This is a genomic window from Parapedobacter lycopersici (assembly GCF_040395035.1).
Taxonomy (GTDB): Bacteria; Bacteroidota; Bacteroidia; order Sphingobacteriales; family Sphingobacteriaceae; genus Parapedobacter; species Parapedobacter lycopersici_A.
Map to the genome: position 1 here is coordinate 11,978 of NZ_JBEBRB010000019.1, position 13,004 is coordinate 24,981.

Below are 13,004 nucleotides of genomic sequence, written 5' to 3' on the forward strand. Positions count from 1 at the left end.
GCCACTCGGATACCAAATTCAACTACGCGCCTCCGCAGCCATCAGGAACGCGGGGGCGCGTCCATAAGCTCCTGTAATACCAGATCCAGGTCGTCTTCTTTCGAAAGATTGAGTTTCTGTTTGATGCGGTATTTGCTCATACGCACACTTTTCGGGGCTACATTTAACACGGATGAAATTTCCTTGGTGGAGAGCTTCAAGTGAATATAAGCGCAGTATTTTAAATCCAGTTCAGTCAATTTAGCGGTAGACAACGCTTTCAGCTTCAGAAAAAATGCAGGGTGGATATCCCTAAACTCCTTAGCGGATTTATCCAATATCTCTTCATTACGCAACTCATCCCGCAAAATTTTATCCATCGTTCCGGGAACGTCCGTACCGTCCAACTGATCGAAGCGGTCTTTAAGCTCGCGCAATAGCTGGTTTTTACGATCGATCTGCAGTGCGTCTGCCAGTGCTTCGCGCCGCAGCTGTTCTTTTTGCATCCGCAGCAGTTCCTGTTCGGCCGTTAGGCGCGCTTCCTCCTCCTGTTTAAGGCGGAGCTGCATCAGGGCATTACGTTCGGCTTCTGCCTTCTCAACCAGCAGAAAACGTTTCTCCTGCTCTTTCATATTAGCCATGGCTACCGCCTCTTCCTTCTCCTTTTGCAGCCGAAGCCGGTGCTCGGCGTACAGTTTTGTTTTATTGCGGAAAGAATAATACAACAACACCAGCGATACCACCGCCAGCACGGCAATTCCCAGAAAAAGCAAATTCTGGACTTTGCGGTTTTGCTCCCGTTCTTTCACCACCTCCATTTCTGCGAGAATCGCTTTATTCTCGTACTTCGCTTCCAACTGCTGTGCCTGGATGACCTGGTTCTGGTCAAAAATACTGCTGTTATACGTTTCCTTGAGTTTGGCGTAGCGTAGCGCCTCGTCGTAACGCCCCATCTGTTCATAAAGCTTGCTCAGTCCGTTGGTCAGCTGTAAGAGGGAGTAAAGAGGTGGATGCTCTGCATTGCTAACTTGCTCATAGGCATCCAGCAGGTAACGTTCAGCCCGACTGAAATCACCGGCCTGCAGGGCCAGTTCGGCCATCAGTCCGTTCACATTGCCACGGATCTGAAAATTAAAATCCAACTGCTCAACCGCTTTACCTGCTAAAGAAGCATATTTAACCACACTGTCCTGTATCGCCTTTTCCTTAATGGGGTGGTATTGATAATAATAGTTTGCAATATTCAGGTTCGCGATCGCATAGGTCTGGTTACTTACCTGATCGGGATATGCGGAGAACAGATCAGCAGCGTTGTGCAGGTAGGCAAGCATGCTGTCTAAATATGCACGGTTTTCCGTTTGCTGATAACGCAATTCCATTCCCACAGACTGTGCAGTATATCCGTTTCCGAGCAAGTCGCGGTCCCCTACCTTTAATGCCTCCGTTACGGTAAGACGGGCATACTTATTGGTCAGTTCCACATCATCCCAGCTGGAGTACACTCCATATAAAATGTAGTAAATCCGCGGTTTAAATGTGGGTGTATCTGTTCCCAGAAGCGACAGCGCATGCTGCGCATGGTCTACAGCCAGATCCCTTATGCTCAAATAATTATAATAAGTAGCCAAGGCCACATCAGCCATAATGAATGCTTGCTTATCCGCTGAGGCCCGGGCAACCAGCATTGCGGAATCCGCATACGCCTTGGCATCCGAAAACGCATTATCATATAGGTTCAGCCGGCTGAGTTCGCCAAACACCTCGGCCTGCTGCCTACTGCTGCCCTGTTGATCGGCGATAATCTTTGCTTCCTGGATAAGTTGCCGGTTTCGGGTATAATTACCCCGGAGTCGATACGTTTTTGCCGCCTTCAGCAGGGAATCGACCCGCACGGCGGGACGCTGCAGAGTGATTTGATTTTCTGCATCTGGGAACCAGCTTCTGCTTTCCCTGCCGGACGCGATCCACGGCATCAGAAAAAGCAGTGTGATCAGCTGTCCGATGAGCCGGACTCCCTTTATGCGCAGTGACGATTCGTTCATTAGCAGTTGTAAAAATATAAAAACCGCTGGATAATGTGCCTTTTGTGCCGGTTTAAACGCCAAATGACGTATTCCCGTTCAAGAAAAGTCTGCTCCTGCATGCCGTTACGGCAAATAAACGGCACGGTGTTTTGGTTAAATCCGTTCATTTTGCTATATTTAGCACATCAACATGAACCTATTATACCCGATTGCATTAACAAAAATTAAAGGGGTTGGCCCCGTGCTGGCCCGTAGCCTGCTTTCTTATTTCGGCAGCGCTGAGGCGGTATTTTCCGCTTCCAGTGCGCAGCTGAAATCCATTCCGGGTATCGGAAACCAGTTATCTGCATCTATTCAGTCGCCGACGCTGTTGGCCGCTGCGGAAGCTGAGCTCCGCTTCATTGAACAGCATGGGATACAGATGCTCTTTTATGAATCGGCAGATTATCCAGAACGCCTTAAAGACTGTTTCGACGCGCCTTTACTTCTTTATTATAAGGGAGTCGCTAAGTTAAACAATCCCCGTATCGTCAGTGTCGTGGGTACGCGTAACGCAACAGAATATGGAAAATTCATCTGTGCTGACCTGATCCGGGAGCTCGCTTCCTATGATGTCTTGGTAGTCAGCGGGTTGGCGTATGGGATAGACAGTCATGCACACCGCAACGCTGTAGCAGCAGGGATTCCTACGGTGGGTGTTATGGGGCATGGCCTTGACCGCATTTATCCCGCGAGTAACCGGGAATTAGCCACAAGGATGCTGGATAACGGTGGGCTGCTTACCGAATTTCCTTCGGGTACCCGTCCCGACAAGCAGCACTTTCCGATGCGTAACCGTATTATCGCCGGACTGGCCGATGTAACGGTGGTCGTGGAGGCGGCAAGCCGCGGCGGTGCACTCATCACAGCCGAACTTGCAAATAGTTACCATCGTGATGTATGTGCCTTTCCGGGCAGTATCCGACAGGAATTTTCGGCCGGATGCAACTACCTGATCAAAACCAACAGGGCGCACCTGATCAGCAATGGAAAGGACCTTGTAAACCTGATGAACTGGACCCCGGCCGGAGCGTTGCGGCAGACAACACAACAAGCAATACTGCCCTCCACGCTTTCCGACACCGAACAGGCCTTGCATGACGTAATTAACCAGCTGGGGCAGGCCCGTATTGAGGAACTTGCCTCGCGGCTTATGTGGCCGCAAAGTAAATTGGCCATGGTACTGCTCGAACTGGAAATGAAAGGGGTGATCTGTGCGTTACCGGGCAACAGTTATCGGCTGTTATCATCACACTGACAACCAATCAGTTGCTGCAAACAAACAATTTTATTAGGTCAGTAACCCTATTTTTACTACTTTTGCGGTGGGTAAGTCTTTTACGACCAGCTCCTCATAACTCCCCCAGGGTGGGAACACAGCAAGGGTAATGGGTTGTAGCGGTGCGATAAAAGTAGCTTACCCTTTTTTTGTTACGTGCCATACCGGTGATTGTCCGCCGATAACCCATCCTACCGTCCCCTATATCTGCATGTTGCGTAACAGAAACCGCATTTTCATTTTCAGATCATCACGGAGGGTCATTCATTTTTAGCTCACCTTTTGCCGTTTCCTAATATTTTTTCGTTTATTTGCACTCCGATAAAACGATTTGCATGAGCTGGTTTAGACGTGATAAGGCCGGGATAAGCACGGCTACCGAAAATAAAAAGGAAGCGCCTGATGGCCTATGGAACAAGTGTCCATCGTGTAAAAAGCCGTTACTGAATATCGAGCAGATAGAAAACAAGTATGTTTGCCATTATTGTGGCTACCATCTGCGCATTGGCTCAGCAGCGTATTTTTCCATTCTTTTTGACGACAACCAGTTCACAGAACTGTTTGCCGGGCTCCGTTCGGGAGACCCGCTTCATTTCGTGGATACCAAAAAGTACACAGACCGTTTGGAGGAAAGCTACGCCAAGACAGGGCTGAACGATGCCATTCGCTGCGCTCACGGAAAAGTAGCCGGGCAGGATTTGGTATTGGCCTGCATGGATTTTACATTTATCGGCGGTTCCATGGGTTCGGTAGTAGGCGAGAAAATTGCCCGTTCCATCGATTACTGCCTGGAACACCGCATGCCGTTTATGCTGATTTCCAAATCGGGCGGCGCACGGATGATGGAAGCTGCCTTTTCGCTGATGCAAATGGCAAAGACTTCTGCGAAGCTAGCGCTCCTCAGTGAAGCCAAGTTACCTTACATCTGCCTGCTGACTGACCCCACTACCGGCGGCGTCACGGCTTCATATGCGATGCTGGGCGACATTAATATCGCTGAGCCGGGTGCACTCATCGGATTCGCAGGGCCCCGCGTCATTAAGGAAACCATAAAAAAAGACCTTCCCAAAGGTTTCCAGACATCCGAATTCCTGCTGGAGCATGGGTTTCTCGATTTCATCGTAGACCGCCGGCAGTTAAAGGAAAAAATCGCATTATTCCTCCAACTGGTTAAGCCCTGAAAATAGCCTGTCAGGTTTTAACATTTTTTCACACTTCTGCTATCGCTAAATAGTTATCTTTGGCCGGGCTCCGTCTATCCAACGAAACTAAATAAAAAGCGGATGGCAAAAACGAAGTATCATTACAACTCCCATACCTTAAAGTATGAGAAAGTAAAGACCAGTACCAAAACACGGCTCCTACGTGTGGTCGGATTTCTCACCAGCTCATTTGCATGTGCGCTTTTTCTGCTGTACGTAGGATTTACCTTTATTGATTCGCCAAAAGAAAAGCAGCTTGAACGTGAAATTAGCCAGATGACCCTGCAATACGATATTATGCAAAAACGCCTGGAGCAGATCGATGGAGCACTGGTTAATATGCAACAGCGGGACGATCACATTTACCGTGTGATTTTTGAAGCCGACCCGATCGATCCCGATGTACGTAAAGCAGGATTTGGGGGCGTAAACCGTTATCAGTTGCTGGAGCATTTCGACAATTCCGACCTGATGATCGAGACGGCCAAGAAACTGGATTACATTTCCAAGGCCCTTTACGTTCAGTCAAAATCCTATGACGACCTCACGAAGATGGCCGAGTCAAAGACCGAAATGATGGCCAGCATACCGGCAATACAACCAATAGACAGCCGGAAAACGCGCGGAGGGCTCTCGGGCTTCGGTCGCCGTATACACCCGATCTACAAAATCCGGAAAATGCATACCGGCATTGATTTTACCGCACCTGTGGGTACCCCGATCTACGCTACGGGCAATGGCCGTGTGGCAGCAGCGGGTGTGGACAGTGGGTATGGTCGGCGGGTGCTTATCGATCACGGTTATAGTTATACGACCCTATATGGTCACATGAGCCGTTTAGCCGTAAAGGCGGGTCAGGAGGTACGGCGGGGCGATTTAATCGGATATGTGGGTAATACCGGGGCATCAACCGGACCGCACCTGCATTACGAAGTACACAAAAACGGGCGGGCGGTCAATCCGATTAATTTCATTTACAACGACCTTACACCTGCTGAATACGCCGCCATACTGGAAGCGGCCTCCCAGGAGAACCAATCGTTTGATTAGGCAAAACGGGAATCGGGAAAATAAAAGAAATTTAGCTAAGTTTGTTTAATCAAATCAGGTGAAAGATGCCTTACAAGGAACGTGAAATTAACAAGCTGTATTACACCATGGGCGAAGTAACTGCCCTCTTTGGTGTAAACGCGTCACAGATACGATTCTACGAACGCGAATTTGACATTATTCAGCCTAAGAAAAACAAGAAAGGGAACCGCCTGTTTACACCGGACGATATAGCTAACCTGAAAATCATTTTCAACCTGGTCAAAGACAAGGGGTACACCCTTCAGGGTGCCCGCGATTACCTACGAAACAATAAAGGTGAGGCCCGTGAGCAGCAGCGTGTAATTGATTCGCTGGAGCGGTTAAAAGTTTTTCTGCTGGAAGTACGTGATAGTCTTTAGCCTGCCGCCGTTACCGGTACTGCCATATCCACTGCCTGAAGAAATTCCTCTACCTTATTCACCATCTCCGTGCTGCCAATGAAAATAGGTGTACGCTGATGCAGGTGCTTCGGCTGGATTTCCAGGATCCGGCCACTGCCGTCAGTTGCCTTCCCTCCTGCCTGCTCCACAATAAATGCCATTGGATTACATTCATACATCAGCCGCAATTTACCATCGGGGTGCGAAGATGTGGTTGGATAGAGGAAAATGCCGCCCTTGATTAACGTACGGTGTATGTCGGCGGCCATGGAGCCGATATACCGGGATGTAAAGGGTCTGGAAGTAGCTTTATCTTCCACCTGGCAATATTTTATATAGTCTTTTACGCCCTGTGGAAATTTGACGTAGTTGCCTTCATTAATGGAATAGATGGTCCCGTTTTCAGGAACCCGCATATTCGGGTGCGAAAGACAGAATTCACCGATAGACGGATCCAATGTAAAGCCATTCACACCTTTTCCTGTGGTATACACTAACATCGTGGATGAACCGTATATGACATATCCGGCGGCAACCTGTTTAGTACCTTCCTGTAAAATCTCTTCGAGCTGCACCGGTCCATCGGTGGCTGTACGGCGATAGATGGAGAAGATCGTACCTACCGATACGTTTACATCCGTGTTTGACGAACCATCCAGCGGATCAATACAAACGATGTATTTCGCGTTCCTGGATATTTCCGATTTAATCGAAACGCATTCGTCATGTTCTTCGGAAGCCACCACGCAGCATTCTCCGCCGCTGCTTAGCGCGGAGATGAATTGTTCATCTGCATACACGTCCAGTTTTTTCTGTCCCTCCCCCTGTACGTTTGTCGTACCGGTATCGCCCAGAATGTTGACGAGCCCGGCTTTGTTCACCTCGCGGTTCACAATCTTGGCGGCGATGCCAACGTCGCGCAGTAACCGTGACAACTCGCCCTTTGCATATGGAAAGTCGGCCTGTTTTTCAATAATGAACTGTCCCAATGTCGTGACCTTCGTCATAAAAAGCTGTTTAGTTAGTGTATTTGGATTCCCTGAAAACAAAGCAAAATTACGACCAAAAAATCAAAAAACAGGGCACTTAGTGTAAAATACTTTTTCACCGGCCGGCCAGCTCCACCACCTCCAGCTGTTCAATACGCTTTCCATCAATGCTAAATCGTAAAAGCGTCCTTACCTGGTGCCAACCCTGTTTACCTGCAGCACCGGGATTAAGGTGCAGCAGCTGCAATTTCTGGTCGTACATTACCTTCAGGATATGAGAGTGGCCGCATATAAAGAGCGCGGGCGGGTGCTGATTGATCTCCTTTTTGACCTGGGGACTGTACCGACCGGGGTATCCCCCGATATGGGTCATCCATACCTCCACATCCTCACAGCGAAAGCGTAAGTGTTCGGGATACTGCCCACGGATATCCGGGCCATCTATGTTTCCATATACTCCCCGGAGTGGTTTCATCGCCGCAAGTGTATCTGCCACGACCAGGCTTCCGAAATCGCCGGCATGCCATATTTCATCACATGCATCGAAATGTTCCAACAGGGCATCATCAAGGTAATTATGAGTATCCGATAATAGGCCAATCCGGGTCATTTTTAATCGTTTGATTATGGGTAATGTGGGTTAAACACTAAAATATAATAAAAAAATCGCGAAGCAATTGCCGATAGGCGTCGCTGTGCAGGCCCCGATGTTCATAGATCACAAAGTCGCTCCGGATACCCGTCTCTCCTTCCTTACCCAACGCCAGTATATTACGTACCGGATTGTCGTCCTTGGCAAATGAATAAACAGCTACCTCCCATTGTTTTATTAACCCGTATTCCATCGCCGCCCGCCGCGCTACTTGATCAGCCACGGCCGGCGGCAACACCAGCTGCAGGCTACCGGTGGGAGTTAACCATGCGGATGCCCGGGCCAGCATTCCGTCGAAAAAAATAATGTCCGTGTGTCTGGCTGTGCGTTTACGTTCGTCGGTGTTAGTCAGCGACTGTAAAAAATAAGGTGGATTGGAAACGATCAGATCGTACGGTGTGGTAGGCTCAAACGCTTCGAGGGCAACGCCGAAACAGGAAATACGGTTTGCAAAGATTGAAGCATTAAAATTTTTGCATGCGGTTTGTGCGGTCTCGGAATCAATCTCGATAGCCGTAACCCGGGTGTCAGGAAAGCGCTGGGCGAGCATGAGGGCGATTACGCCGGTTCCGGTTCCGATATCGAGTACATTAGCAGGGTTACCTGCGGACGCCATGGCCCCAAGCAATACCCCATCGGTGTTGATTTTCATGGCGCAGCCCGTCTGGTCTATTTCAAACCGTTTGAAGCGAAATATATCCGACATAACCTGTCGTAAAATTAGCGTTCTCCCGGGAAAAAACCTATGGAAATCTACGCTTCGAACTTATAGCCCACACCTTTCACAGTGGTCACATACGATTCGCCGATTTTTTCACGCAATTTGCGGATGTGCACATCGATGGTACGGTTGGTAACTACCACCGAGTCTTCCCAGATATTTTTCAGGATCACTTCACGGGTATACACTTTTCCCGGTTTTGATGCAAGCAAATACAGCAATTCAAACTCTTTTTTTGCCAGCACGATCTTGTTTCCGTTCTTAAATACCAGAAATGCTTCGCGGTCGATCACCAGATCAGCGATCTCCAGTTTTTCAGCCGGGAGTTCCTCGGGCTGGGCATTCCGGCGCAGGATGGCATTGATACGGCTCAGCAATGCCCGTGGTTTGATGGGCTTGGCAATGTAATCGTCGGCACCGACGTTGAAGCCGGCAATTTCCGAATACTCCTCGCTCCGCGCCGTAAGAAACACCATAAATGTGCTTTTGAACTCCGGCATGGCGCGCATGATGCGGCAGGCTTCAATACCATCCATTTTGGGCATCATGACATCCAGGATGATCAGATCAGGCATGGTCTTCTTAGCTGTAGATACCGCTTCCTGTCCATTGGATGCCGTATATACTTGGTAGCCTTCACGCTTCAGATTATAGGCGATCAGCTCCACGATATCCGGTTCGTCATCAACCACCAGGATCTTTTGTTTTGCAGTGCTCATGGTCCTTATTTTTGGCTAAAGTATGTACTTAATGGTAAGTAGCGGTTAATGTAACATTAACAAATCGTTAAACAACACGATTTATTAATGTAAAGGATGCACTAATCCAACGTTTTTTTCAAAAAGGCAGCCAGTTCCGGTCCACGCAGGTTTTTTGCCACAATAATACCATTCGGATCGAGCAAGTAAGACGTCGGAATAGCCTGTAGGCGGTATAATTCCACCACGTCGCTGCCCCAGGCCCGCAGGTCGGACACCTGTGTCCACTCCAGACCGTCCTGCGTAATGGCCCGCATCCAGGCGCCCGGATTGTCATCAAGCGATACGCCCAGCACAGTGAATCCCTTATCTTTATAGGCATGGTATTGCGCAACGATATTGGGATTTTCCTCCCGGCAGGGGACACACCACGATGCCCAGAAATCAACTAACGTATATTTACCCTGAAAATCGGAAAGCTTTACCGGCTGATTATTGGGTGTCAGCGATTCAAATGCGGGCGCCGGCTGGCCCACCGCAAGCCGTTTTAGTTTAGCTGTTTCATCGAGAAACCGCCTGACGGTCGCATTGTCTTCCCAGCGTCCGGCAATACGGCCGGCATAGGCCACCAATTCCGTTTCTGCAATATCCGCTTCGAGGGTACTCATGGCGTAAAATCCCGCCAGGTCGTCATTTTGCTGCGCAAACTGTACAGCATCGTCCGTATATTTCTGCATCCCTTCCCGATACCGCAGCAGGAATTCCTGCCGTAGGTTTTCTACCGCGGTGTCCGGCAGATTAGCTGCCTGTTCGGCAAATTCCGCTTCGAGGTCCGCTGCAAATTTTTCCTTTTCCGCACGGGAAGCAGCAAAGCCCTTGATTTTAGTTGACAACTCGGATCCGGATACGGTATAGACATCGCTGGCATTTGCGAGGTCAGCCGCAAAGACCACGTCATCGCCCGTCTGCAGGATCAGGTGATAGCGATGCTTACCGGCCTCCAGGGTCAGTAACCGGGGTTGGGATGTTGCCCGCTGAAACCGGAATTGCCCATTCTCTGTCAAAAAAGCCGAATCCAGCTTCCGGTCGCCCTCGTAGAGCACAACCGTCTGGACCGTTTCCGTATTATCGATCCGACCATTGATTACGAAGCCGCCGTCATTGGAGCATCCCGTCAGAACCAGTATTGCCAGAATCGCAATAATTGTATATTTTCCCATGATATTATTAATTAACGTCGACCTGTGTTACAAATGTACGCGCCCGAGTCAGGGCATTGGCCAGTCCGTCGCTGTTTTTACCTCCCGCCGTGGCGTAAAAAGGCTGTCCACCACCACCACCCTGGATTTCGCGAGCCAGTTCCCGCACAATGTTTCCGGCATGAAGGCCACGGCTTTCCACCAGGCCGTCCGACACCACCACGGTAAGCAAGGGTTTATTCTGAATAACCGTTCCAAGCACCAGGAACAGGTTATTGAGTTTTCCTTTCAGTGCATAGGCCAGTGTTTTCACAGCTTCGGCATTCGGAAGCTCCACCTGCTGGGCAATAAAATGAACACCATCGATATTTTCAGCTTTGTTGGCCAATTCGGTGGTGAGCTGCAGTGCCCGGTCCGTAGCGGCACGTTCCGCCTCCTTCCGTAGTACTGCATTCTCCTCCTTCAGTTTATTGAGTGCCTGGACGGCATCCTTAGGACTGTTCAGCGATTCCCGCAGTTGGCCGATCGTATCCAGCTGTTCATAAATAAACTGTTCTGCACCGCGGCCGGTTATGGCCTCGATACGGCGTACGCCAGCAGCCACAGCACTTTCCGCAGTCACTTTAAAAAAACCGATCTGGCCCGTAGCCTGCACATGTGTACCGCCGCAAAGTTCTTTTGAAAAATGGTCATCAAACGTGATTACCCGCACATACTCCCCGTATTTTTCACCAAACAAGGCCGTAACACCGCTGTCAATCGCCTGCTGGAACGGCACATTCCGTTTTTCCTGGAGTGCAATATTCCGGCGGATGCTGGCGTTGACGATCTGTTCAATCCGCAGCAATTCATCGGCCGTTACCTTAGCAAAATGCGCAAAATCAAACCGCAGGTAATCGGCATTGACCAGCGAGCCCTTCTGGCTCACATGATCACCCAGCACATCGCGCAGCGCAGCATGCAACAGGTGTGTGGCCGTATGATTGCGTTCGGTATCCAGGCGTTTAGCGGCATCTACTTTGGCGGTGAACAGCCCATTCAGTTGCGCCGGTAATTCATCGGTATAATGAACGGTCAGTCCGTTTTCTTTTTTTGTATCGGTAATGGTTATCGTTTCCCCACCATCGTCGGCGACCAATAGGCCCGTATCCCCCACCTGTCCGCCGCCCTCGGCATAAAATGGTGTGGTGGCCAATACCACTTGGTATTGCGTTTTTCCTTTGGCCGTTACTTGCCGGTATTTGAGGATTTCTGTCCGGCATTCCAGGTCGTCGTATCCGACAAAATCCACGGTATCGCCTTCATGTACCGTTAACCAGTCGCCCGTATCAATGGCCGTAGCCGCCCGTGAACGGCTTTTCTGTGCATCAAGCGCCTGCTGAAAGCCAGTCATGTCCACCTTTATGCCCTTTTCGCGCGCTAACAGGTCGGTCAGGTCAATAGGGAACCCAAATGTATCGTATAGTTCAAACGCAAAATCACCGGCAACGGATGTGTTTCCGACAGCATATGCTTCAAATCGCTGCATCCCCGTCACCAGCGTACGTAGGAATGCCTGTTCCTCTTCGAGCACCACCTTTTGCACAAAATCCTGCTGGGCAGCCAGTTCGTCGAAAACACCTTCAAACTGCTTGGCCAGCAAGGGCACCAATTCATGCAAAAAAGGTTCCTTAAAGCCCAGAAACGTATAGGCGTACCGCACTGCACGCCGCAAAATACGGCGGATCACGTAGCCGGCCTTGTTATTTGCCGGCAACTGGCCGTCGGCGATGGCGAAGCTGATGGCACGGATATGATCGGCCAGAACCCGCATGGCAATATCGGTCTGTTCGCTGCTCCCGTATGTTATTCCGGCCCGTTCGGCTATATAGCGGATCAGCGGCTGGAACACGTCGGTATCGTAGTTGGAACGCTTGTTCTGGATGACCCGGACTAACCGTTCAAAGCCCATACCGGTATCCACATGCTTGGCCGGCAGTGGCTTCAATGTTCCGTCTTTCTGGCGGTTAAACTGCATGAATACGAGGTTCCAGATCTCGATGACCTGGGGGTGGTCTGCGTTTACCAGCGTTTTGCCGTCTACAGCCTGCCTTTCCGTGTCGGGACGGCAGTCTACGTGGATTTCCGAACATGGTCCGCATGGTCCGGTGTCGCCCATTTCCCAAAAATTATCCTTTTTATTGCCCAGCAGGATACGATCTTCGGCGATAACTTCTTTCCAGAAATCCTGAGCCTCCGTGTCTTTGGGTAGCCCATCCTGGGCATCACCCTCAAAAATGGTGACATACAGGCGGTCTTTCGGGATTCCGTATACGGATGTAATCAGTTCCCAGCTCCAGGCAATCGCCTCTTTCTTGAAATAGTCGCCGAAACTCCAGTTGCCCAGCATTTCAAACAAGGTGTGGTGATAAGTATCGATCCCGACCTCATCCAGGTCGTTATGCTTGCCCGATACACGCAGGCACCGCTGGGTATCGGCCACCCGGTGGTACCGGGGCTGCGCCTCACCCAAAAAGAAATCCTTGAACTGATTCATCCCCGCATTGGTGAACATCAGGGTAGGGTCATTTTTGATTACTACAGGCGCGGAAGGCACAATCTGATGGCCCTTATCCTGGAAAAAAGCCAAAAAGGCTTCGCGGATTTCTTTACTGGTCATTGAAACACTAATGCTATTGAATTTTTTTTTGACAAAATTAACGAAAATAGCCTGTTTGTGCAACAAACACTGCGGTTAATTATCTGCCTTA

Annotated in this window: 11 protein-coding genes and 1 other RNA gene; 5 read left to right on the forward strand and 7 right to left on the reverse strand. The window is 49.8% G+C overall.

What is annotated here, in order from left to right:
- Window positions 1–41: 41 nt before the first annotated feature.
- Window positions 42–2,021: a hypothetical protein gene (locus tag ABWO75_RS06200; protein ID WP_353183650.1), complete on the reverse strand. Its 1,980-nt coding sequence runs from the start codon at window positions 2,019–2,021 to the stop codon at window positions 42–44.
- A 172-nt stretch (window positions 2,022–2,193) separates the two neighbouring features.
- Here ABWO75_RS06200 and dprA point away from each other — a divergent pair, with 172 nt between their 5' ends.
- The 5 genes from dprA (at window position 2,194) to ABWO75_RS06225 (ending at window position 5,974) form a co-directional block, all read left to right on the forward strand.
- Window positions 2,194–3,300, forward strand: coding sequence for a DNA-processing protein DprA (dprA, locus tag ABWO75_RS06205; RefSeq protein ID WP_353183653.1), 1,107 nt, complete (start codon window positions 2,194–2,196; stop codon window positions 3,298–3,300).
- A gap of 69 nt (window positions 3,301–3,369) precedes the next feature.
- Window positions 3,370–3,468: signal recognition particle sRNA small type (gene ffs, locus ABWO75_RS06210), an RNA gene on the forward strand.
- A gap of 188 nt (window positions 3,469–3,656) precedes the next feature.
- The gene (gene accD / locus ABWO75_RS06215) at window positions 3,657–4,502 is read left to right on the forward strand and encodes an acetyl-CoA carboxylase, carboxyltransferase subunit beta (RefSeq protein WP_257657947.1); all 846 of its coding nucleotides are present in this window, start codon (window positions 3,657–3,659) and stop codon (window positions 4,500–4,502) included.
- Between the two features lie 102 nt (window positions 4,503–4,604).
- Window positions 4,605–5,573, forward strand: a complete 969-nt coding sequence (locus tag ABWO75_RS06220; protein WP_353183655.1) for a M23 family metallopeptidase — start codon at window positions 4,605–4,607, stop codon at window positions 5,571–5,573.
- A gap of 65 nt (window positions 5,574–5,638) precedes the next feature.
- Entirely contained in the window at window positions 5,639–5,974 is a 336-nt protein-coding gene (locus ABWO75_RS06225; protein WP_353183657.1) for a MerR family transcriptional regulator, read from the forward strand.
- Here the strand turns inward: ABWO75_RS06225 and fbp are convergent.
- The 6 genes from fbp to alaS all read right to left on the reverse strand — a co-directional run bounded on the left by fbp (window position 5,971) and on the right by alaS (window position 12,913).
- A complete protein-coding gene (gene fbp / locus ABWO75_RS06230) occupies window positions 5,971–7,002 on the reverse strand; it encodes a class 1 fructose-bisphosphatase (protein WP_353183659.1) in 1,032 nt (343 codons plus the stop codon). The two genes, ABWO75_RS06225 and fbp, sit on opposite strands and share 4 nt — an antisense overlap.
- Window positions 7,003–7,099: 97 nt before the next feature.
- On the reverse strand, window positions 7,100–7,594 hold the full coding sequence (locus ABWO75_RS06235; RefSeq protein ID WP_353183661.1) for a metallophosphoesterase family protein: 495 nt from the start codon (window positions 7,592–7,594) through the stop codon (window positions 7,100–7,102).
- Window positions 7,595–7,631: 37 nt separating this feature from the next.
- Window positions 7,632–8,342, reverse strand: coding sequence for a tRNA1(Val) (adenine(37)-N6)-methyltransferase (locus ABWO75_RS06240; protein WP_353183663.1), 711 nt, complete (start codon window positions 8,340–8,342; stop codon window positions 7,632–7,634).
- A 47-nt stretch (window positions 8,343–8,389) separates the two neighbouring features.
- Window positions 8,390–9,076, reverse strand: coding sequence for a response regulator transcription factor (locus tag ABWO75_RS06245; RefSeq protein WP_257657941.1), 687 nt, complete (start codon window positions 9,074–9,076; stop codon window positions 8,390–8,392).
- A 101-nt stretch (window positions 9,077–9,177) separates the two neighbouring features.
- Entirely contained in the window at window positions 9,178–10,275 is a 1,098-nt protein-coding gene (locus tag ABWO75_RS06250; protein ID WP_353183666.1) for a redoxin domain-containing protein, read from the reverse strand.
- A gap of 7 nt (window positions 10,276–10,282) precedes the next feature.
- Window positions 10,283–12,913 (reverse strand): alanine--tRNA ligase, encoded by a 2,631-nt coding sequence (alaS, locus tag ABWO75_RS06255; RefSeq protein ID WP_353183668.1) that lies wholly within the window; start codon window positions 12,911–12,913, stop codon window positions 10,283–10,285.
- Window positions 12,914–13,004: the final 91 nt, after the last annotated feature.